The following is a 19,495-nucleotide window of genomic DNA, read 5'->3' as shown; positions in this document are numbered from 1 at the left end:
GCCCGTCATGGACCAGCCTGCCCCCCGCGATAGATTGACCCCCGGCCAGCAGCGGCTCTTGGAAATGATGCCGACGATCGACCGGATCCGCCTGCCCGAGGTGCGCGATACCGTCCCGGCCGCCAACTATACCGATCCGGCGCGGTTCGATGCGGAGATGGCCGCGATCTTCCGCAAGCGGCCGGTGATCGCGGCGCCCTCCGCGCTGCTGCCCAAGCCCCGCGAATATGCCGGCGTCGACATCGTCGGCATGCCGGTGCTGCTGACCCGCACCAGGGAGGGGACGGCGAAGGCGTTCGCGAACGTCTGCCGCCATCGGGGCATGAAACTCTGCCTTTCCACGGACCCGGTCGCAGCCGGTCGGCTGGTCTGCCCCTATCATGCCTGGACCTATGACCTCGACGGCAAGCTCATCGGCCTGCCGCGCGCCGAGACCTTCCCGGGGCTCGAAAAGGCGCAGCTCGGCCTCAAGGAATTGCCCTGCCAGGAAGCGGGCGGGCTGATCTGGGTCGGCCTCGATCCCGACAGCCCGCCGGATTTCTCGACCGTCACGGGCGAGCTGGCGGCCGATCTCGACGCCTTCTCGATGAAGGAGCTGTTCCTGTTCGACAAGGCCACCTTCAAGGTGGAGGCGAACTGGAAGCTGCTGATGGATTCGATGCTGGACAGCTATCACGTCACCCGGCTGCACAAGGATTCGCTCGCCCAGTTCAGCGTCGATTCTGAGAATATGATCGACCGGATCGGCCCGCACATCCGCAATGCCGCGCATCGCGGCAATTTCGATCCCGCCGCCATCAGCAACCGCTTCGGCGAGATGCGCAAGATGATGGTCTTCTCCTATATCGGCTTCCCGAACGGAATCATCGTGGTGAGCCCGCACTATATCAGCCTGGGCGTGGTGCGGCCGATCGACGATCACCGCACCGAGATCGACTATTACCAGCTCTACGACGCGCCGCCGCGCGACGAACGCATCGCCGGCAAGATGCGCGAGGCATTCGACCTGATGGAGCGGGTGTTCGCCAAGGAGGATTATTGGGCGGCCGAGCTGTGCGACAAAGGTCTGCGATCGGGCACGATGAGCGAGGTGCAGCTCGGCGGCATGGAGGTGCAGATCCGCATGTTCCAGGATGCGGTCACTCAATGTCTGGCGGCGGCGGGAGACTGACGGCCGTTAGACGGCTCCTTTTCTGCCGAGTTGTGCATGCAGGCTCTCTCCCTCAAAGGCGGCAAGGGAGAGGTCTCGGACGCTTCGGGAGAAAAACTTGGTTCTCCTCCAATTCTTCGGATGTCGCCCCTGCAACGAGCCTAGCAGGTGCGAACAGAACGCCGCCCCCCATCCATAGCAGCAGCTCCACGCGCGGCAACGGCCAGGCCGCCGGCTCAGCAACACTGCCACGCAGAGAGGTTGGCCGACGCCAGTCAGCCGATTATTGAGCACGCCGGCTAGCACGGGACCGAACTCGATGTCTGACGGCGCCGCAGCTGTCGCGAGCAGTGCCGGCACTTGCGCGAGGGTTCGCAAGCGCAAGAGTGGTCATCACTTGCGTCGCGGCGAACTGGAACCCGACAGGCTGGACCCCTCCGTAAATCGGGCGCTGGTGCGCTGCGGCCCGGCTTCCTCGATGAGCGGGAGCGGATGGCTGGTTGGACGCGCCTCGATCTCTATGAAACCGTCGGCGGCCGGCTCATCCTTCTCGAAGCGCCGTCGTTCGATGCGTGGCGCAAATTCTGCGCGCTCGTCGAACAACCTGATCTCGATTCGCGGGCGCTCCGCGCAGCGTCGGAGTGCCGCGATCAAGTGCGCGTTCGCCGCGCCGTTCCGCACGCCTGCGCTGATCCATGGACGTCGGTGCTGATCGAGCATGACTTCTCGGCGGCCTATCAATCGCCCGACCGACCGAGCCCGCGATCCTCACTATAGCCGAGGCAACTGTTATGATCCCGATCGCGGGCGTGGGCACACTGCGCCCTTTGGTCACGCTGGAGCGCATCCGTTTGGAGGCGTTTGCGCCTTCGCGAGCGCCGGCGCCGGGCACAGGGTACGTTTCGGAGCGCTGGCTCGAAGGTGCGGAAATTGCCCGGCTGCGCGCGAGCCGCACTGTGGCCTAGCGCACCCATCGCTATCCTGCGTGGCACCTGGTGCTTGACTCTCCTTGCCAAAGCGAGGATATTCGCACATAAGATACAATATCGCACAAAATTATGAGGATTGAGATGGAGGCGCAGGATGGGGTCCGCGATGGTCGCGGGGTGCAGCGCGTCTGCGATTGCATGTGCGCCTATCTTCATGGGTTCCCGAAGATCGGTGAGGTGGTGGCGGGTGAGGTGGCGGCGGCAGTCGCAGCCTGTGATCCGCATTGCCCGCTGCCGACCGATCTGGAAGGCCTGCGGTGCAACCCGCGTGAGGGCAATGACGGCCACGCGCTTTGGCATTGGGATCCTCGCTTAGCCGAGGAGGACCTCGCCGCCGTTTGGGGCACCATGGATAGGTCCGCCCCGACCTCGGCCAATCCGCTGCTGTTGATCCGCGACGGCGAGAGCGAAATAGTCGATGCTGCCGGAGTAGCGAGGTTGCGGGAGGCTGTCCCCGACCTCCAGATCATGCAGGTCGCCGGCGCGAGCCATATGCTGGCGGCCGATTGCAACGCCGCTTTCAACGTCGCGAGCCTGCCCTTTCTCGATGATCAATTTGCGGCGGAGCAGAGGAGTAAAGCGGATGGAAGCTGAACGGGTCCTCCTGGTGACCGGCGGAGCCAGCGGCATCGGTCGCGCCTCGGCCCAGCGGTTGGCGAAGGATGGTGCAGCGGTGATGGTCGCCGATCGCGACGAGACCGGCGGAGTGGCGACTGTCGAGGAGATTGCGGCCGCCGGCGGCATCGCGCGGTTTACGGCGCTCGACGTCAGCGATGAAGAGAATGTCCGGGCTAGCATCGCCGCGACGCTCGACGCTTTCGGTCGGCTCGACGGCGCGATCAACTGCGCGGGCGTGGCGCAAGCGGCCAAGCAGACTCATGCGATCGAAGCAAGCGAATGGGCTCTCACCCTTGCTGTTAACCTGACCGGCATGTTTCATTGTATCAAGCATCAGATCGCCGCCATGCTCGATCAGACCGGTGGCGGTGCGATCGTTGCCGTCTCCTCCGCGGCGGCGGTCAAGGGCCTCCTCAACAGCGCGGACTATTGCGCCAGTAAGGCTGGCATACTCGGTCTCGTCCGCGGTGCCGCGGTGGATTATGCCGAGCAGGGTATTCGGATCAACGCGCTGCTTCCCGGCGCCTCCGACACGCCGCTCGCGCATCGCTCGTCCGCGGCCAATCCGGCGCTGAAGGGTATGCTGCGCGTGCCGATGATGCGCATGTCGAGTCCGGACGAAATCGCGGCCGCAGCGGTCTGGCTGGTCTCCCCCGACAGTTCCTATGTCACCGGCGCCAGCATTTGCGTCGATGGCGGCATGACCATCGCCTGACTGGCGACAGGAAAGGATATTTACAATGAACACGACCATCGCCTTCGAAGCGCCCGTCAAATATCCCGATCGACTGTTCATCGGCGGCGCATGGGTGGAGCCTTCGAGTGACGCGACGATTGAGGTGATCGCGCCGGGAACGGAGGAGCCTTACCTGCGCGTCGCAGAGGCGAAGGAAACGGACATAGAGCGCGCCGTCGCGGCCGCCCGCCTGGCGTTCGACGAAGGGCCGTGGCCGCGCCTGTCGCATGCCGATCGCGCCGCTTATCTCAACGCCATCGCCGCAAAGCTCGATGAGCGTGCGCCCGACATCGCCGCGATCTGGCCCAACGAGATGGGCATTCTGTACGCTATGGCGCAGAACTATTCGAAGGGGGTCAGCGGCCTTTACAGATTCTATGGCGGTCTGGCGACGCGCTTTCCATTCGAGGAGGAGCGGCGTACCTTCTCCGGCGCCAAGCTCGGCCTTCTGGTGCGCGAACCCGTCGGCGTCGTCGGTGCCATCATCCCGTGGAACGGGCCGATCAACCTGATCGCCTTCAAGGTGGCCCCTGCGCTGCTGGCCGGATGCACCGTCGTGATCAAGGCATCTCCCGAGGCCCCCGGCCATGCACTGATCATGGCCGAGATCGCAGAAGAGATCGGGTTGCCGGCCGGTGTGATCAACGTGCTCACCGCCGATCGCGCCGCGTCGGAAGCGCTGGTGTGCCATCCCGGCATCGACAAGATTGCCTTCACCGGATCAACGGCTGCGGGCAAGGCGATCGCGTCGATTCTCGGCGCCCGCATGGCGCGTTACACGCTCGAGCTCGGCGGAAAATCTGCCGCGATCATTCTCGACGACTATGACGTCGAGACCGCGGCCAAGACGATCGCCGAGCGTGCCAGGGACATGACCGGTCAAGTCTGCGCATCGCTCACCCGCGTGATAGTGTCGCGCAGCCGGCATGATCGAATGCTGGAGGCGCTCGCGTCCTCCTTCGGCGCGATTCGGGTCGGTGATCCTTTCGACCCCGCATCGCAGATGGGGCCGCTCGCCACGCGACGTCAGCGGGACCGGGTCGAAGCCTATATTGCAGGTGCCCGTGCTGACGGTTTCACCCTCGCGGCCGGCGGCGGGCGGCCGGCACATCTCAATCGCGGCTATTATGTCGAGCCTACCGTCTTCGGCAATGTCGACAACCGCTCGAGGCTCGGTCAAGAGGAGGTATTCGGACCGGTTCTGTCGGTGATTCCGGCAGCCGACGAAGCCGAGGCGGTGCGCCTCGCCAATGACAGCCCGTTTGGCCTCAACGGTTCCGTCTTCACCAATGATATCGACCGCGCCTATACCGTCTCGCGCCAGGTTCGCTCGGGAACCATGGGGCATAATGCGATTCGACTGGATTTCTCGATCGCGTTCGGCGGGTTCAAGCAATCCGGCGTGGGTCGGGAAGGTGGGGTGGAAGGGCTCCATCCCTATCTCGAGACGAAGACTATTCTGCTCGATGGTCGTCCTTCGCACCTGCCGGTCAAGGACGCTTAGCAGGCTGTTGAAGAAGCGGGTGGCGCAGCGGATTCGGACGTGATTCAGTCGACGACGAAGCTGTCGAGAGGATTAGATGCGGGGCACGGACAAGCGCGCGGGAGAGCTATTCTCCTATGTCGCCTGGAGCAGCGGGTTCGTTCCGACCATCAGTTGCGAGCAATCTGCGCGGTTGTGAACGAGGCGCTGGAGGGGCCGTCGGGCGAGCTCGCGTCGCTCTATTCCGGTATTGGTCGGCCATCGATCCCGCCGGAGATGTTCCTGCGCGCGATGCTATTGCCGCGCTCGGCACCTACGCCATCTTCAACGAACCGCGGACCTACGGCTTCGAGGCCCGCGTCAAGTTCTGACGCTTCCGCGGGAGGTCCGTCATGCGTGTTCCGTTTCCGCTCGCCGTTGGCACCCTGTTCCTTCTTCTCGGCCAGCCCGCCGGAGCCCCAATCACCCGTCCGGCGGCATCTGTCGCCGCCGCCCAGCACCAGCGGCTGCTGCCTCTCGAAGGCGGCCGCAACTTTCGCGATCTCGGCGGTTATCGCGCACGCGATGGCCGAACGGTCAAATGGGGCCTCCCGTTCCGCTCCGGATCGACGCATGGCCTGACGCCGGCCGATTATGCCTCTCTCGAAAAACGCGGCATCCGCGTGGTCTGCGACTTTCGCGACAGCCAGGAGCGCGCCGCGGAGCCGGTCGCCTAGCCGGCCGCCGGAGCGCCCACGCTTCTCGCCGATGACTATATGTTAGCCCGGGTCGGCATGATGCCCTTGCGCGCGATGCAGAGCGCAACCCCTGCAGAGGCGCGGCGGATGATGGCCGCTACCTATCCCCGCATGTTGACCTTCCTCAATGGCCAGCATCGGCGAATGTTCGCGGAGCTGCTGGCAGGACACGCGCCGCTCGTGTTCAACTGCACGGCCGGCAAGGACCGCACCGGCGTCGCGGCCGCCCTGCTGCTGACCGCCCTCGGCGTGCCGCGCGAGACGGTGACCCAGAATTATCTGCTCACCAATCGCTATCTCGACACGCGCCGGCTCATCGCTTCCGGCAGCACGACGCCCAATGCATGGATGCGGCTGCCCGCGCCTGTGCAGCGGGCGCTGATGGCGGCGGACCGCAGCTATATCGAAGCGGCGCTCGCCGTCCTGGACCAGCATCGCGGCGGTCCGGAGGGCTATTTCCAAGATACGCTTGGCCTGTCGCGCGGCGATCTCGCAAAGTTGCGCGATATGTATCTCGAGTGAGCGGCGCGCGGCCAACATCTGCGCCTGTCGAGATCCGCGAGCGGCGGATCGAGCCGCGAACCTCGGGTCAGGCGCCGTCAGCAGTGCGGCGTCGGCATGGGCTGTCGATCGCGAATGCTGCGGTGGTTGTAGGGGTTGCGCAGCCGGCTGCTTTGGGAATAGTCTTCATTTGCACCCAGTCGGGGTGCCGAGGCTTGAGAACCTCGCTTGCGGACGAAGGATCTTGGCTGCTGTGAGCGCGGCCGGGTGGCCGATGTGCATGTCCAAGCCGCGTGCGGCCAAAGACATCGGCGCATGAATTCGCAAGTCGACTTCCACAGCTGGGCACTGCTCAAGGGTGTGGTGCTCTCGACCCTGCTCGGGGTGGGGCCGGAGCTCGCGCTTTCCGGGCAGAGCGACCTCGTCCAGGCGATCCGCCTCTCGACCCAAGACACTGTCTCGCGCGCGGGCGACCAGATCACTTCGCGCAACCTCGCCGTGCAGCCGGCGATCACCATCCGGCCCGGCGCGCGGGTGCTGCTCACCGTCCACAAGGACCTTATCCTCGCGCCGTGGCGCGGATAGGAGGAAATATGACCGACCTCAAACTGGGACAGTTGCCTGACCGCACGCCGGTGAAAATATCGGTCAGCCTGCCGCCCGAACTGCATCGATCATTGCAGGATTATGCGCGCTGCTATGCGGCGGCCTATGGCCGCGAAGAGACGGTCACCGAACTCATACCTCACATGCTGGCGGCGTTCCTGGCCGGAGATCGCGGCTTTGCCAAAGCGCGAGAGGCGCTTCGCGAGAGTGGAAAATGACGGGAAACATCGACATGCCAGATCGGCTACTTCGCATCTCTGATGTAAAAAGCCGGGTGGGGCTCGGAAAGAGCAAGATCTATGCGCTGATCGCCGAGGGAAGATTTCCGCGCCCTTACAAGCTTACGCCGAAAGCCGCGCGGTGGAGCGAGCGCGAGGTTCACGCATGGATCGAGCGCGTGCAGTCTGCGAGCTGCTAGCGACCCGGTGTTCGCGCATCCTATTGCCAAGGGGGCGTGTCGGACGCTTCTATGAACCAAGCAGGTAGGCTTCCCAGTCGTCCATCAATACGCGGCGTTTGAGAAAGGCATCACCGCGGCGATAGGCACGGGAGGTCTCGCTACCGACCTGGTGGGCGAGCGCCTGCTCGACAACAGATTCGGCGTGATCGGTCATTTCGCCCATATAGTCGCGAAACGTGCTCCGCATGCCGTGAACGGTATAATGTCCAACGTCCATTCGGCGCAGTAACATCGGCATCGACATCTGTGACAGAGGCCTGCCCATCTTCTGGCCGGGAAATACGAAGGCATCCGGCTCGCAATTCGATCTCTTCGCCAATGTCCGAAGCAGCGCAATGGCAGTGTTACACAAGGGTATGCGATGTTGAATTCCGATCTTCATGCGAGCGGCGGGTATCGTCCACACGGCGGTCTCAAGGTCGACCTCGGACCAGGTCATACATAATGTCTCGCTGGTCCGTGTTGCGCAGAGAATGGTCAGTTCGAGTGCGCGTGCGGTGAGCGAGGTCTTCTTCTGAAGCTGTATCCAGAATGCCGGAATTTCTTCGAACGGCATTGCTGGATGATGACGGACCTGATTCTTGTTTCTTTGCTTGGGAAGCAGGTGGCAAAGATTGCCGCGCCACCGTGCTGGGTTTTCCCAGGGGCTTTGGATATGTTTCGCTGCCTTAGCAGCATCAAGTATGATTTCGATGCGGCCGCGTAGCCTGCTCGAAGTTTCCGGGACGGACCGCCAGATGGGTTTGAGAACCGCAACCACATCGTCCGTGCTGATGTCCTGGACGGGTCTCTTGAGCAACGCGGCGGCATGCGTTTTGATCGAGTTTCGCCACTGCTGCCGATGCTTTGGGTGCTTCCATCCCTCCTCGTGAGTATCCATGTACCTATCGGCAAAGGCGCCGAAGAGAACTGGGCCCAGGCGCTCCAGTTCGGCTTGCCTAGCCGCTTCGGCGGCTTCGGCCTCGGCTGCACGACGCGCCTCGATCGGATCGATGCCGTCGACGAGCAACTGCCTGGCCGAAGCCGCAAGATTGCGCGCTTTACCAAGCTGCACATCGCTTGCCGCACCCAGCCCCATTTCGCGGCGCTTCTTATCCCGCTCGTAGGCGAACACCCAACGCTTCGAACCGTCCCTCGTGATGTAGAGCCACAATCCGCCGCCATCGGAATATTTGCCGATAACCCTTTCCGCCTCGACGCGCCTCGCGCTGAGCTTGTGAATGGAACGCGACACAGCCAATCTCCGACACTTCCGAGAGGGGTTGTCACCTCGGTTAGCAACCCGGTTTCCAACCCGGTTTGGGTCGTGGATCGGCGCGGATCCAAGTGGACTGATGAAGTCCAATCGAGCGCGGAATCTCCGATCAACGCACTGATTTTTTATCGAAAACTTACAAATTTGTCGAGGTCGACCAACACCCTAGAATGGCTAGGTTCGGAACCTCAACGCGCACCCTCACCTCTACTGGGGCCAGTATGGCGCGAACCATGATATGCCCTGGCTGGAGATCGGCAGCGATGGCGAGCGGGGCTATCTGCGCGTCGGCCCTGCAATCATACCCACGACCGGCGTGCTGGGTCTCGCCGGCGGGGAGGAGCGCGCCTTTCCGCCGCTGGTGACGATCCCCTCGGGCTACAACCTTGCCGCCGCCCGCCAGTGGCACTTCTTCTTCGCCTGGCTGCTCGTCGTGCCGGGCCTGCTGTTCTGGCTGTGGGGTTTCGTTTCACGGCACGTCCAGCGCGACCTCGCGCCGACCGCAGAGGAGCTCAGGCCACGCAGCCTCTGGCAGGACGTCAAGGATCACGCTCGCCTGCGCTTCCACACCGGCGAGGCGGCGCGGCGCTACAACGTGCTCCAGAAGCTCAGCTATGTCGGCGTGATCTTCGGTCTGCTGCCCCTCATGGTGCTGACCGGGCTCACCATGTCACCCGGTATCGACGCGGCCTGGCCGTGGCTGCTGGACCTGTTCGGCGGCCGCCAGTCGGCGCGCTCGATCCATTTCATCTGCGCGGCGCTCATCGCCGGCTTCATCATCGTCCACCTCGCGATGGTGCTGCTGGCCGGACTGCTGAACGAGCTGCGCTCGATCATCACCGGCTGGTATCGCCTGCCCAGGGAGCGCGACCAATGACGCTGCTGACCCGACGTCGCCTGATCGGCTCGCTCGGCGCCGGCGCGGGCGGCCTCCTGCTCTCCGGCTGCGACCGGATCGCAGCCTCGCCCAAGGTGCAGGACGTGCTCGAGCTGGGCGAGGGCCTGACGATGCGCACGCAGCGGCTCATCATCGACCGGGGCGCGCTCGCCCGCGAGTTCGCCGCCTCCGACATATCGCCGGTCTTCCGAACCAACGGCAACACGATGCCGGCGAGCGAAGCCTATCAGGCGCACGCGGCCAACCGGTTTGCAGATTGGAGACTCGAAGTCGACGGGCTGGTCCGACGGCCGCAGAAGCTGTCTCTTGCCCAGATCAGGGCAATGCCCGCCCGCACGCAGATCACCCGCCACGATTGCGTCGAGGGTTGGAGCGCGATCGGCAAGTGGACCGGCCTGCCGCTCAAGCTGGCGCTCGACGCGGCCGGCGTGCTGCCGTCCGCCCGCTATGTGGTGTTCCACTGTGCCGATGATTTCGACGGCGACCCCTATTATGAGAGCATCGACCTGATCGACGCCTATCATCCCCAGACGATCCTCGCCTGGGGCATGAACGACCAGCTCCTGAGCATCGGCCATGGCGCGCCGCTTCGCCTGAGGGTCGAACGCCAGCTCGGCTACAAGCAGGCCAAGTATGTGATGCGCGTCGAGGCGGTCGACAGCCTCGCCGGGATCGGCGCGGGCAAGGGCGGCTATTGGGAAGATTCGGCCGACTATCAGTGGTTCGCCGCGATCTAGCGCCAGCACTGAGCCGGCATCGAAGCTCGCGCCGAACGAGGACGACCCGAATGAAGCTCTACTACCATCCGTTGTCCGGTCACGCCCACCGCGCGCACCTGTTTCTCTCGCTCGCCGGCGCGGCGCACCAGCTGGTCGAGGTGGACCTGGCTGCGAAGGAGCACAAGTCGCCCGAGTTCCTGGCGCTCAATGCCTTTGGCGAGATCCCGGTCCTCGACGACGACGGCGTCATCATCGCGGATTCGAATGCGATCCTGGTCTGTGTCGCCCGCAAGGTGGGCCCCGTCGCACTGGCTGCCGGCCGACCCGGTCGAGGAAGCCAGGGTCCAGCGCTGGCTGTCGGTCGCGGCCGGGAAGATCGCATACGGCGCCCGCGCCGCCCGCCTCATCACCGTGTTCGGTGCCTCCTTCAATGCCCAGGAAGTCATCGGCCGAGCCCACGCCACCCTGGAAGTGATGGAGCGGACCCTGGAGTGGAACCGCTGGATCGCCGGCACGGACGAACCCACGATCGCGGACGTCGCGCTCTACAGCTATGTGGAGCGGGCGCCCGAGGGGAACGTCGATACGTCCGGTTTACCCGGCCGTGGCGGATTGGCTGCGCCGGATCGAGTCGCTGCCCGGCTTCATCCCGTTCCGCCGGACCCCGGCGGGCCTCGAAGCGATTCTCTGGACCTCACCAGCCCGAAAACAGGGATCCCAGCTCGTGAACTTCGACAACCTGCACCTCGACCATATCGGCATCCGCGTCTCCAATCTCGAGATCGCGGAGCGGTTCTACGCCAAGCTCGGCTTTGTGCCCGATCCCGACGAGGATGCACCCGAAGTGTCGGCGCGGCCTGGTGCATCCGACCGGCCTGCGCATCCACCTCATCTACAACGGCGAGCCCGCGAGCGAGGGCAACGTGCTTCTCGATGCTCCTGTGAAGCGGCCGGGTTACACCCACGCCGCCTTCGTCATCGACTGCATGGACGAGCTGGTGCGCTGGCTTGGCGAGGAAGGTATCTGGATCAGCGAAGGGCCGATCAGGCTGGGGCATGATCGGCGCATCACCTGCTTCATTCGCGATCCCGACCTCAACGTGATCGAGTTCAACGAGATGCTGCGGTAATCACCCGACGAAGTGTCGGCCCGTAGTTTGTTGTCCGTCGGCTTTTCGCACCTGACGTCGGGGATAGCAGCTCCCACGGCCCGGCTCTGCTACCAGCGGAGCAGCCGCGGCCCGAGCAGCGCGCCGGTCCCAGCCGCAAGCAGAATGCCCAAGCTGTACCAGGTGAGCACGAAGATCGCTGACACCTCAGGGCAATGGACGCAGTAGATCGTTGCGGCCCAGGCTCCCGCGCCGAGGCCGGAAACCGCCCCGGCCGCCCGCAGGTGAGTCGGCGCGAGCTTGCGGAATGACCAGAGCAGCCCGGCGAAGATCGGTGCCGCCAACGCCAGCACCAGCCACGGGCAGACCATCCAGCTACGGCCGAGCCACATCGCCAACCAGTCCGACGATGGTGTTCGGGCGAGCTCGCCCACCCCGATCCCGGCCAGGACCAGCACCGGCGCCGCAAGAAGCCATAGCCCGCCGAGCGACCCCGGCGCGGGCCGCGCCAGGCGCGAGATCCCGTACACCGCGCCGAGCCCGAGGGAGATCGTGTAGGTCCACTTCATCCAAAAGGAGAAGCCGTGCATGGCGACACGGAGGTCGGGGCGGACGCCGAGCGTCACCGTGACCAGGAGCATCGCAACAACGCAACCGGCAGCGATGCCCAGGCCGATCCGCTTCGCGACGGCGTGGCGTGGCACGGACCGAACGTCCCGGCTGAGCGACTGGATGAGCTGTTCGGTGTTCATCGTGATGAGCCTTTGATCCGGGCGCTGAGCGCCCTCAGGCCGCGGTGCACCGAAACCTTCACGTCCGACTCTCCGATTCCGGCGCCGGCAGCGGCTTCCGCGACGCTCTTGCCATCAACATGGGTGTCGCGGATCGCGCGGGCCTGTTTGGGGGAAAGCGTCAGCAGGAGAGTGTCGACGTCCATGCGAGCATTGGCGGCGTCCTCGAAGCCTTCCGCCACCAGAATGGTCTCTACATCCTCAATCGCCACCGTCTGTCGACGGCGCCGGTAGTGGTCGATCGCCCGATAGCGCGCGATCGCATAGAGCCACGCCGTAAAGGGGCGGTCCCTGTCGAAGGTCTCGCGGCGGGTATGCACGGCGATCAAGGTGTCCTGTACGAGATCGTCGACGTCGGCATCGGCCACGCGGCGACGATAGAATGTCTGGAGAAGGGGCACGAGCGCGCGCAACAACAGGCTATGCGCGAGCGCATCGCCCCCCAGGCTGCCGATCATCAGCGCTTTGAGCTCGGCTTCGCTGGTGCCCATCCTCATTCCGGTCTTACGCCGCCGACCCGCGGGCGGTTACAACATTTCCGATTTCACCTTATCGGGCAGCACGTCCTTCGCGAAGACGGGCTTGCGAGCGCAGTCGACCGGGTCGTCACGACCGATAGACGTTCGGCATCATGCGGCGAAGCGCGTCGACCTTGGGCGCGTCCTTGATGACGATGTATGGGTAGGTCGGATTCTTCGCCATGAACTTCTGGTGATAGTCCTCGGCCGGATAGAAGCGGCTGGTATGTTCGATCCGGGTGACGATCGGGCGGGCGAAGATGTGCGCCGCCGTGAGCTGCTGGAGGTAGGCACGCGCGACCCGCTCCTGGCCGGCTGACTGCGGAAACAGCGCGGTCCGGTACTGGGAGCTATGGTCGGGCCCCTGCGCATTCAGCGTCGTCGGATCGGCCACCACCGAGAAATAGATGCGCAGCAGGTCGGCATAGCTGACCCTGGCGGGGTCGAACACGACCCGAACCGCCTCCGCATGCCCGGTCGTGCCGGTCGACACCTGCTCGTAGCTGGGAGAGCCGGTTGTGCCGCCGGCATCGGCGGACGCCGCCGAGATGACGCCCTTCACATGGTAAAACGCGCCCTCGACGCCCCAGAAGCAGCCGCCCGCGAAGATCGCGGTCTCGGTCTTGCCTGCGGCCGGCGCCGTGACCCGCGGCTGAGGCGCATGGACGAACGTCTCGGCGGACGCGCCGACGGCCGAGGAGGCCGCCACCATCGCCACTGCCAGAACGCCACCGAGGCCGAGATAGGAAACTGAACGCATGGCCGGGAACTCCTTTTGCTGCTCGGACATACGCGGCGCCGGGGCGAAGAGTTACGCGTAACCGGCGCCTACGATTGAGCGCAAGACGGACATGACCCAGACATCCGATCGCCGAGCCCTTCTCGCCACCAGCGTTCTCGCGCTCGCCGGCGCCGCCATGGCAGGCGCTGCCCAGCCCGCGCTCGCGGCAGCGCCGCGCCCCCTGTGCCTGACCGACGCCGAGTGGCGCCGGCGCCTGTCGCCGCAAGCCTATGCCGTGTTCCGGCAGGCCGCGACCGAGCGCCCGTTCTCCAGCCCGCTCAACTCGGAACACCGCACCGGCACCTTTCTCTGCGCCGGCTGCGCGCCGCCGCTGTTCGCGGCTCGTACCAAGTTCGACAGCGGCACCGGCTGGCCGAGCTTCTGGACCCACTTGCCCGATGCGATCACCACGAAGAGCGATACCAGCTTCTTCATGGAGCGCACCGAGGTGCGCTGCGCCCGCTGCGACGGGCATCTCGGCCATGTGTTCGACGACGGGCCCAGGCCTACGGGCCAGCGCTACTGCATGAACGGCGTCGCGATGCGCTTCGCGCCTGCCGATCGCGCCTGAACCGGGAGGGGCTCGCAGGGGTATCGATGCGCCTCGGGACCGCCGCGCACGACCTCGATGCTGTCGTGCGCCATCGCCTCGATCGCCTCTCGGGCCACGTCCGAGGGCGTTTCGCGGCCGCCGTCCCGAGTCAGGCCGGAGGTGGCCATCATCGGCGTCTCCGTGGCGGTCGGATAGACCGTCAGGACGCGGACGCCTTCGCCGTCCAGCTCGCGACGCAGTACCTTGCCGAAATGCGCGATGCCGGCCTTCACCGTCGCATAGGGCGTGTGGAACGCCATGCCGACGAGCGCGATGCCCGAGCTGACGTTCACGACCAGCGCGTCCGCGCTCTTCTTCAGCAGCGGCAGCGCCGCCCGCGTGAGCAGAATTGGACCCGTCAGGTTCACCTCGACCATCTGGCGGATCTCGTCTTCCTCGATCGCCTCGAGGCGTCCCGCCCGGACACCGCCGGCATTGTTGACGAGGATGTCCAGCCCACCGAGCGTCCGCGTCACCAGATCGAGGGACCGGGCGCGACCGTCGGCCGTCGGCACGTCCGCGGAGACCCCGCTGACCGTGCCCAGGCTCCGCAATTCACCGAGAGCCTTGTCGACGGCCTCCTGTCGGCGGCCGGTGATGCCGACGCTCGCGCCCGCCTTCAGCAGCTCCCGCGCGATCTCGAGGCCGATGCCGCTCGAACCGCCCGTCACCAGGGCACGCTTTCCGCTAAGGTTCATGTTTCATCTCCCTGAGGCTGTTGGGAAAGGACATGTCAGAACTGGGTCGACCATTCGACCATCCAGTCCGGGAGATGATCGAGCGCGAATGCTTCGACCTTCCGGTCGAACCCGGTCAGGATGAAGATGCCGCCCAGGAAAAGGAGGATGCCCAGCACCGCCTTTCCGCGTCCGCCAGCCACCATCATGCGACCACGCCACCGGGCGAGGGCACCGCGGGCCGCGAAGGCGATGACCAGCAGCACCGTCGAGATGCCAAGGCCGAACGCGACCATGACGAGGGCGACTTCGCCCAGGTCCTTGCCTTCCGCCGCGAGCGCGACCGCGGCGCCCAGCGTCGGACCAACGCAGGGCGCCCAGACGATACCGAGGAGCGCCCCGACCAGCGCTTGTCCCCATAGTCCGGCCCTGTCATCCAGCGCTGATTGTCGACGGCTCGCCCAGGCTGCAAGCGGCGTCGCGAGACGGGTGAGCACGTCCTGCAGCTTCGGCATGAGCAGGACCACGCCGGCCACGCATAGGACAATCGCGCCTGCCGCGCGAACGACAAGTGTGTCGATCCCCAGCGCCTGGCCGAAGGCCGCGACGATAAAACCCGTCGCCGTGAACGCGACCACCAGCCCCGTCGCCAGCGCCAGCGGCGCGAAACGATGCCGCTGCGCCGCTGACGAGAGCACGATCGGCACCAGCGGCAGGACGCAGGGCGACAGGATGGTAAGCGCGCCCGCCGCATAGGCGAGCGCGGGATTGAGAGAGGACGCCATCCTTGACGTCAGGCGATCGCGCTGCGGATCACCGCGGCGACCTTGCCGTCATCTGTTTCGTGGGCGATCCGGGCAGTCTCCCGCTTGCCGTGGAACGCGATCACCGTCGACTGCATCGTCGCGCCGAACTTCTGCCACAACGGCTTCTGCGTGTCATAGTCGATGCGGAACACCTGCATGTCGCGATAGGCAGGCTCGGCCGTCACTCGGGCAATCGTCTTCGCCTGCTCCCGGCAGACCGGACACCACGGCGCATGGACCCATACGAGGATCGGCTTGTCCGCTTTCTGGGCGGCGTCAAACGCCGCTTGATTGAATGGCTGGATGGATGGAGCAGCCGCGGACGCCGTTACGGCGATGGCTGGGGCACCGGCGGCAAAAAGCGCAAGAACAGCGAGCGACGATACGTGGCGCATTGGAACCTCCCTGGCGTTGATAGCATCCGGTTATACGGACCAGAGACACGATCGGTTACGCTGGTCGGGTCGAGGGCGGACACGAGCGTCAATCCACTAGCGCGAATGCGCGAGCTTAAGCAGTGTGCGGAAAACGGCCGTTTTCCGCACACCGGTATACGGGTCGCCCAGAGTCAACTGTTACCGCAGGCCAACGTTCATCAACCCGTTCGGAAAACAACGGGCAGGAAAGGTGTGCCTACGTCAGCTATCCGCATCGACGCGACCGATAGCTGCCCGGCGGGAAGCGTCCGAGGTTGTGTAAAAACGCCGGAATCTGATATTGGTTCTCCGGCGTTACGGGGGCTTTGGCATGGGCCGTTTGGTTCACGGGGAAGACCGTCGGCAGGACTATCTGCTGCCTGCATCGCTCGATGATATCATTACGACAGCCCCGACACTGCGACGGCACCTCCTGCATCTTCGTCGATGCGTACAAGGTTCACGGAAGAGCGGATCATTGGGGTGCCGAAGGAGGCCGATGGCTGCAGCAGATGCGGCTGTCGCGCGCAGGTCACTCGCGAACCAATCAGCAGCTTACGGGGAGAGCGCCGCGTTCTCACTTCGGCATTGGCCGCAGGCGTGTATCGTCTCATCGCATCCGATCATTGTGGGGATATCCAGGGGGATATTCCAGGCGCGGCTTCAGGATAGTCTGACGTAAATCCAATGTGTTGTGTTGATAGTTGCGCGTTGGTGGTTCCTGTCCCCGCAACCAACATGCGCGCTCTACCTCTCGCCCCGCAGGCGCATGCTCCAAGAATGGGCCGATGGCATCGAGCAGATGATGGACCCAGCATCACTGGAGCCGGGTGAAATCCCGCGGGCCGAGACTCCGAAATACGAGCGCGCAATGACTTAAGCTGGGCCGTCAGCTGATTGGCTGCTTGCAGGCGAGCTACGCTTAAAGGCTGACGGAAAGGGGCGCGGCTTCGTAAGGCTGAGGTTGTGAGATCTCACGGATAGCACTGTTACTGAATAGCTTGGCGAAACTTTGCCCTCTGGTACCGAGACCGCGCAGGACCATAACAGAAAATTCCCGCTAAAGGGGCTCGGGTTTTCGCTGGCCAGTGCGTTTGCAACGGCGAACATCTCTTCCTCATGATCCTGAGTGAGTGTCTCAAGAACCGGCCGAGCCGTGGGGTCAAGGAAGCCCGGCCAAGCAAAGACTTTGAGCATGGCGCGCCGCATCTTTGGATCCGCGCGGCTGCCACCAGCGGCACGGTCTCGACGACGATCATGCGACCGTCACAACATGGGCAAGGAGGCCGGGGATCGGGCGGTTCTTCGAGCTCGTCAGGGACCAGATGGTGGTGCGACCACGAGCAGCGTCCTGGCCAGCGCGATGCTGACCTTGCGGATCGCCCCGGCGAGCAGGCCGTAATGCCGGATAGATGGAACCCCTTGGGCAGGATATGCAGCAGAAACCTGCGGATGAACTCGTCAACGCCGAGCGTCATGACCTGCTGCCGATCCGTGCCGGCGCGGCGGTAATCCTTGTAGCGGAACGTGACGCCGCTTTCGCTGAAGCCGATGAGCCGGCTGTTCAAGATCGCGACCCGATGCGTGTAACGCGACAGATAGGCGAGTACCGCTTCGGGGCCGGCAACGGCGCCTTGGCATAGACTACCCAGCGCTTCCTTCTGACCGGAGCGAGGTGCCGCAGGAACGCGCGGCGATAGGCAAGGGGGCAAGGCCGAAGAACGTGAGCCGCCCTGCATCGCGCAGCGCGAGCAGCCGGGTCAGGAACAGGCGCCGAACAATGCGCCCAGCACCCGAACCGGCAGGAGGAACGCCGGGCGTGATGTTATCCAGCGGCTACCGTCTTGCGCCATACCACCACCCGGCACGATCATATGGAGTGCGGGTGGTGGGTCATCGCCGAGCCCCAGGTATGCAGGACGGCGGTGATGCCGATGCGCGCGCCAAGATGCTTCGATCGGCGGCGATCGGCATCGTGTCCGACGCCGCCTTGAACAGCAGATCATAGACCAGCGCCTTGTTGTGGAACGCGATCTCCGCCACCTCGGCCGGCAGCCTGAACACGACGTGGAAGTAGCCGATCGCGTCCTCGCGCTCGGCGAGCCAGGTCCGTGCCGCGGCACCCTGGCACCTGGGGCAGTGTTGGGTTGGACGGCTCCCAACGGCATCGGATGTGCCAAGATGAGGTCGTTGAAACACTCACATCAAGGAGCCGCCCGTGACAGATATTACCCGCATCGGCATCGACACGTCAAAGAGCGTTTTCCAGCTGCATGGCGTAGATGCTTCGGAACAAGTGGTGTTACGCAAGCAGTTGAGCCGCCGTGAGATGATCAGGTTTCTAGAGAAGCTGCCGCCTACGGACATTGCGCTTGAGGCTTGTGGAGCTTCCCATCCTTGGGCGCGGCTGTTGGGTTCCTTTGGTCATGAGGTGAAGCTGATCGCGCCGCAGTTGGCCAAGCCTTACGTGAAGCGCGGCAAGAACGACGCAGCCGACGCCGAGGCGCTGTGCGAGGCGATGAGTCGCCCCACGATGCGCTTCGTGCCAGCGAAGACCGCGGACCAGCAGGCCGCGCTTATGTTGGTAGGAATGCGCGCACGTCTGATCAAACGACGCACTCAGCTTGCGAACGCAATACGCGGGTTCGCTGCCGAGTTTGGCGTGACCACTGCAACCGGAATGTGCCGGATCGAGCCCCTGCTTGAGACGATAGCCGCGGATGAAACAATCCCGGCTTTAGCGCGTGAACTGTTTGCGCTTCATGCGGGGGAGTACGGCGCCCTCAAGTGCGAGATCGAGCGGGTCGAGGAGAAGCTGATGGCATGGCATCGCAGCGACGAATGCAGCCAGCGATTGGCCAAGATCCCGGGCGTTGGACCGATCGGCGCCTCCTTCCTGATGATGAAGACGCCAGATCCGCGGCTGTTTAAGTCGGGTCGCGATTTTGCGGCCTGGATGGGGCTTAGGCCCAAAGATCATTCGACTGCCGGTAAGACCAGGCTTGGGGGTATCACGCGGGCCGGCGATGAATTGCTCAGAAGCACACTGATCGTCGGTGCGACTGCGGTCATTGGCCATGTTCGTCGGACGCAGGGCCGGAACGCCTCTCCTTGGCTCCTGGGCTTGCTTGAGCGGAAAAAGCCGAAGCTTGTAGCCGTGGCTCTCGCCAACAAGATCGCTCGGATCGCCTGGAAGATGATGGTGAGTGGCGAGCAGTATCGACGTAGCACTATGCGGACAGTTCAAGGCGTCGCAGCGTGAAAGGAATCAGCCGGACACGATGAGCAAATATTAAGCGCAACCGTGTTGGCCTGATGCCGGATCTTGCAAGAAACGAGCAGGTGGTGTGATCGATCGATCCAAGGCCCAAGACAATCCGTAACCGGCAATGGCCTTCTAGGCCACGGCAGTGTTAGGAGCTTGTGCTGCGGAGACCATCTTGGCCAGCGGTCCTTATGCGGCGTGGACAAATTCCACGGCGCCCTCGCGCTGAGCTATAACTGCGGCGTTTGCCGAAATCGCCCTTTGATTTAGAGCATTTTGTGATCATACGGGATCATATCCGGCATGGCGGATATAATTCTGACATTCGTGGGCGGGGAAGAGGTCGAGGAGTTGTCCGGTTCGATCCCATAAGGCGTCGCGAGAACGC

Annotated in this window: 21 protein-coding genes and 4 pseudogenes; 15 read left to right on the top strand and 10 right to left on the bottom strand. The window is 64.3% G+C overall.

The window, feature by feature from the left end:
• The first annotated feature begins 7 nt into the window (after window positions 1-7).
• Complete coding sequence (locus GQY20_RS29105; protein WP_198351273.1) at window positions 8-1,171, top strand: aromatic ring-hydroxylating oxygenase subunit alpha; 1,164 nt, start codon at window positions 8-10, stop codon at window positions 1,169-1,171.
• Window positions 1,172-1,543: 372 nt separating this feature from the next.
• On the opposite strand, the gene GQY20_RS29100 is transcribed toward GQY20_RS29105, so the two are convergent.
• Entirely contained in the window at window positions 1,544-1,870 is a 327-nt protein-coding gene (locus GQY20_RS29100) for a hypothetical protein (protein WP_157220686.1), read from the bottom strand.
• Between the two features lie 350 nt (window positions 1,871-2,220).
• Between GQY20_RS29100 and GQY20_RS29095 the strand changes: the two genes are divergently transcribed.
• The 8 genes and pseudogenes from GQY20_RS29095 to GQY20_RS29065 all read left to right on the top strand — a co-directional run bounded on the left by GQY20_RS29095 (window position 2,221) and on the right by GQY20_RS29065 (window position 7,238).
• The gene (locus GQY20_RS29095) at window positions 2,221-2,733 is read left to right on the top strand and encodes an alpha/beta fold hydrolase (protein WP_157220685.1); all 513 of its coding nucleotides are present in this window, start codon (window positions 2,221-2,223) and stop codon (window positions 2,731-2,733) included.
• Window positions 2,723-3,472 carry an SDR family NAD(P)-dependent oxidoreductase gene (locus GQY20_RS29090; RefSeq protein WP_157220684.1) on the top strand — a complete coding sequence of 250 codons (750 nt, stop codon included), beginning with the start codon at window positions 2,723-2,725 and terminating at the stop codon, window positions 3,470-3,472. Before GQY20_RS29095 ends, GQY20_RS29090 begins: the two co-directional genes overlap by 11 nt.
• A gap of 25 nt (window positions 3,473-3,497) precedes the next feature.
• Window positions 3,498-4,997 carry an aldehyde dehydrogenase gene (locus GQY20_RS29085; RefSeq protein WP_157220683.1) on the top strand — a complete coding sequence of 500 codons (1,500 nt, stop codon included), beginning with the start codon at window positions 3,498-3,500 and terminating at the stop codon, window positions 4,995-4,997.
• Between the two features lie 76 nt (window positions 4,998-5,073).
• Window positions 5,074-5,276: pseudogene (locus GQY20_RS32705) on the top strand (IS5/IS1182 family transposase); the annotation flags it as partial.
• 92 nt (window positions 5,277-5,368) lie between these two features.
• Window positions 5,369-6,235: pseudogene (locus GQY20_RS29080) on the top strand (tyrosine-protein phosphatase).
• A 294-nt stretch (window positions 6,236-6,529) separates the two neighbouring features.
• On the top strand, window positions 6,530-6,799 hold the full coding sequence (locus GQY20_RS29075) for a TrbI/VirB10 family protein (RefSeq protein WP_157220682.1): 270 nt from the start codon (window positions 6,530-6,532) through the stop codon (window positions 6,797-6,799).
• Between the two features lie 8 nt (window positions 6,800-6,807).
• Window positions 6,808-7,038 carry a DUF2274 domain-containing protein gene (locus GQY20_RS29070; RefSeq protein WP_157220681.1) on the top strand — a complete coding sequence of 77 codons (231 nt, stop codon included), beginning with the start codon at window positions 6,808-6,810 and terminating at the stop codon, window positions 7,036-7,038.
• Window positions 7,035-7,238, top strand: coding sequence for a helix-turn-helix transcriptional regulator (locus GQY20_RS29065; protein WP_157220680.1), 204 nt, complete (start codon window positions 7,035-7,037; stop codon window positions 7,236-7,238). The genes GQY20_RS29070 and GQY20_RS29065 overlap by 4 nt, the downstream gene beginning before the upstream one ends.
• A gap of 49 nt (window positions 7,239-7,287) precedes the next feature.
• Here GQY20_RS29065 and GQY20_RS29060 read toward each other — a convergent pair whose 3' ends face one another.
• A complete protein-coding gene (locus GQY20_RS29060; protein ID WP_157220679.1) occupies window positions 7,288-8,514 on the bottom strand; it encodes a tyrosine-type recombinase/integrase in 1,227 nt (408 codons plus the stop codon).
• 211 nt (window positions 8,515-8,725) lie between these two features.
• On the opposite strand from GQY20_RS29060, the pseudogene GQY20_RS29055 reads away from it, so the two are divergent.
• The 4 genes and pseudogenes from GQY20_RS29055 to GQY20_RS29040 form a co-directional block, all read left to right on the top strand.
• Window positions 8,726-9,412: pseudogene (locus GQY20_RS29055) on the top strand (cytochrome b/b6 domain-containing protein); the annotation flags it as partial.
• Window positions 9,409-10,170: a molybdopterin-binding protein gene (locus GQY20_RS29050; RefSeq protein ID WP_157220678.1), complete on the top strand. Its 762-nt coding sequence runs from the start codon at window positions 9,409-9,411 to the stop codon at window positions 10,168-10,170. The pseudogene GQY20_RS29055 and the gene GQY20_RS29050, both read left to right, overlap by 4 nt.
• A 50-nt stretch (window positions 10,171-10,220) precedes the next feature.
• A complete protein-coding gene (locus GQY20_RS29045; RefSeq protein ID WP_232476313.1) occupies window positions 10,221-10,880 on the top strand; it encodes a glutathione S-transferase N-terminal domain-containing protein in 660 nt (219 codons plus the stop codon).
• A gap of 132 nt (window positions 10,881-11,012) precedes the next feature.
• A complete protein-coding gene (locus GQY20_RS29040; protein WP_232476312.1) occupies window positions 11,013-11,282 on the top strand; it encodes a VOC family protein in 270 nt (89 codons plus the stop codon).
• Between the two features lie 89 nt (window positions 11,283-11,371).
• On the opposite strand, the gene GQY20_RS29035 is transcribed toward GQY20_RS29040, so the two are convergent.
• From GQY20_RS29035 to msrA, 3 genes are all read right to left on the bottom strand, one after another.
• Window positions 11,372-12,013 carry a DUF1109 domain-containing protein gene (locus GQY20_RS29035; protein WP_157220677.1) on the bottom strand — a complete coding sequence of 214 codons (642 nt, stop codon included), beginning with the start codon at window positions 12,011-12,013 and terminating at the stop codon, window positions 11,372-11,374.
• Window positions 12,010-12,543, bottom strand: coding sequence for a sigma-70 family RNA polymerase sigma factor (locus tag GQY20_RS29030; protein WP_157220676.1), 534 nt, complete (start codon window positions 12,541-12,543; stop codon window positions 12,010-12,012). Before GQY20_RS29030 ends, GQY20_RS29035 begins: the two co-directional genes overlap by 4 nt.
• A gap of 115 nt (window positions 12,544-12,658) precedes the next feature.
• On the bottom strand, window positions 12,659-13,330 hold the full coding sequence (gene msrA / locus GQY20_RS29025) for a peptide-methionine (S)-S-oxide reductase MsrA (protein ID WP_157220675.1): 672 nt from the start codon (window positions 13,328-13,330) through the stop codon (window positions 12,659-12,661).
• Window positions 13,331-13,421: 91 nt separating this feature from the next.
• Here msrA and msrB point away from each other — a divergent pair, with 91 nt between their 5' ends.
• Window positions 13,422-13,922 carry a peptide-methionine (R)-S-oxide reductase MsrB gene (gene msrB / locus GQY20_RS29020; RefSeq protein ID WP_157220674.1) on the top strand — a complete coding sequence of 167 codons (501 nt, stop codon included), beginning with the start codon at window positions 13,422-13,424 and terminating at the stop codon, window positions 13,920-13,922.
• Here msrB and GQY20_RS29015 read toward each other — a convergent pair.
• The 5 genes and pseudogenes from GQY20_RS29015 to GQY20_RS33120 all read right to left on the bottom strand — a co-directional run bounded on the left by GQY20_RS29015 (window position 13,871) and on the right by GQY20_RS33120 (window position 17,906).
• Window positions 13,871-14,641, bottom strand: coding sequence for an SDR family NAD(P)-dependent oxidoreductase (locus GQY20_RS29015; protein ID WP_157220673.1), 771 nt, complete (start codon window positions 14,639-14,641; stop codon window positions 13,871-13,873). The genes msrB and GQY20_RS29015 overlap by 52 nt on opposite strands.
• 35 nt (window positions 14,642-14,676) lie before the next feature.
• The gene (locus GQY20_RS29010) at window positions 14,677-15,405 is read right to left on the bottom strand and encodes a cytochrome c biogenesis CcdA family protein (RefSeq protein WP_157220672.1); all 729 of its coding nucleotides are present in this window, start codon (window positions 15,403-15,405) and stop codon (window positions 14,677-14,679) included.
• 8 nt (window positions 15,406-15,413) lie between these two features.
• The gene (locus GQY20_RS29005; protein ID WP_157220671.1) at window positions 15,414-15,821 is read right to left on the bottom strand and encodes a thioredoxin family protein; all 408 of its coding nucleotides are present in this window, start codon (window positions 15,819-15,821) and stop codon (window positions 15,414-15,416) included.
• A gap of 1,010 nt (window positions 15,822-16,831) precedes the next feature.
• Window positions 16,832-17,716: pseudogene (locus GQY20_RS29000) on the bottom strand (transposase).
• Between the two features lie 19 nt (window positions 17,717-17,735).
• The gene (locus GQY20_RS33120) at window positions 17,736-17,906 is read right to left on the bottom strand and encodes a hypothetical protein (protein WP_408641148.1); all 171 of its coding nucleotides are present in this window, start codon (window positions 17,904-17,906) and stop codon (window positions 17,736-17,738) included.
• A 154-nt stretch (window positions 17,907-18,060) separates the two neighbouring features.
• On the opposite strand from GQY20_RS33120, the gene GQY20_RS28995 reads away from it, so the two are divergent.
• Entirely contained in the window at window positions 18,061-19,104 is a 1,044-nt protein-coding gene (locus GQY20_RS28995) for an IS110 family RNA-guided transposase (RefSeq protein WP_157220670.1), read from the top strand.
• The last annotated feature ends 391 nt before the right edge of the window (window positions 19,105-19,495 follow it).

The organism is Flavisphingomonas formosensis (assembly GCF_009755815.1).
In the GTDB taxonomy this organism is placed as follows: Bacteria; Pseudomonadota; Alphaproteobacteria; order Sphingomonadales; family Sphingomonadaceae; genus Flavisphingomonas; species Flavisphingomonas formosensis.
The sequence above is the reverse complement of the archived record's forward strand: the minus strand, read 5'-3'. Positions and strand labels throughout refer to the sequence as shown.

What these genes read in the sequence shown, in the direction of transcription:
- GQY20_RS29095 (WP_157220685.1), top strand. Translation starts at nt 2,221, where the DNA reads ATGGAGGCGCAGGATGGGGTCCGCGATGGTCGCGGGGTGCAGCGCGTC.
- GQY20_RS29090 (WP_157220684.1), top strand. Translation starts at nt 2,723, where the DNA reads ATGGAAGCTGAACGGGTCCTCCTGGTGACCGGCGGAGCCAGCGGCATC.
- GQY20_RS29065 (WP_157220680.1), top strand. Translation starts at nt 7,035, where the DNA reads ATGACGGGAAACATCGACATGCCAGATCGGCTACTTCGCATCTCTGAT.
- GQY20_RS29030 (WP_157220676.1), bottom strand. Translation starts at nt 12,543, where the DNA reads ATGGGCACCAGCGAAGCCGAGCTCAAAGCGCTGATGATCGGCAGCCTG.
- GQY20_RS29075 (WP_157220682.1), top strand. Translation starts at nt 6,530, where the DNA reads ATGAATTCGCAAGTCGACTTCCACAGCTGGGCACTGCTCAAGGGTGTG.
- GQY20_RS29035 (WP_157220677.1), bottom strand. Translation starts at nt 12,013, where the DNA reads ATGAACACCGAACAGCTCATCCAGTCGCTCAGCCGGGACGTTCGGTCC.
- GQY20_RS29100 (WP_157220686.1), bottom strand. Translation starts at nt 1,870, where the DNA reads ATGCTCGATCAGCACCGACGTCCATGGATCAGCGCAGGCGTGCGGAAC.
- GQY20_RS29045 (WP_232476313.1), top strand. Translation starts at nt 10,221, where the DNA reads ATGAAGCTCTACTACCATCCGTTGTCCGGTCACGCCCACCGCGCGCAC.
- msrB (WP_157220674.1), top strand. Translation starts at nt 13,422, where the DNA reads ATGACCCAGACATCCGATCGCCGAGCCCTTCTCGCCACCAGCGTTCTC.
- GQY20_RS29005 (WP_157220671.1), bottom strand. Translation starts at nt 15,821, where the DNA reads ATGCGCCACGTATCGTCGCTCGCTGTTCTTGCGCTTTTTGCCGCCGGT.
- GQY20_RS29010 (WP_157220672.1), bottom strand. Translation starts at nt 15,405, where the DNA reads ATGGCGTCCTCTCTCAATCCCGCGCTCGCCTATGCGGCGGGCGCGCTT.
- GQY20_RS29070 (WP_157220681.1), top strand. Translation starts at nt 6,808, where the DNA reads ATGACCGACCTCAAACTGGGACAGTTGCCTGACCGCACGCCGGTGAAA.
- msrA (WP_157220675.1), bottom strand. Translation starts at nt 13,330, where the DNA reads ATGCGTTCAGTTTCCTATCTCGGCCTCGGTGGCGTTCTGGCAGTGGCG.
- GQY20_RS29015 (WP_157220673.1), bottom strand. Translation starts at nt 14,641, where the DNA reads ATGAACCTTAGCGGAAAGCGTGCCCTGGTGACGGGCGGTTCGAGCGGC.
- GQY20_RS29050 (WP_157220678.1), top strand. Translation starts at nt 9,409, where the DNA reads ATGACGCTGCTGACCCGACGTCGCCTGATCGGCTCGCTCGGCGCCGGC.
- GQY20_RS29085 (WP_157220683.1), top strand. Translation starts at nt 3,498, where the DNA reads ATGAACACGACCATCGCCTTCGAAGCGCCCGTCAAATATCCCGATCGA.
- GQY20_RS29105 (WP_198351273.1), top strand. Translation starts at nt 8, where the DNA reads ATGGACCAGCCTGCCCCCCGCGATAGATTGACCCCCGGCCAGCAGCGG.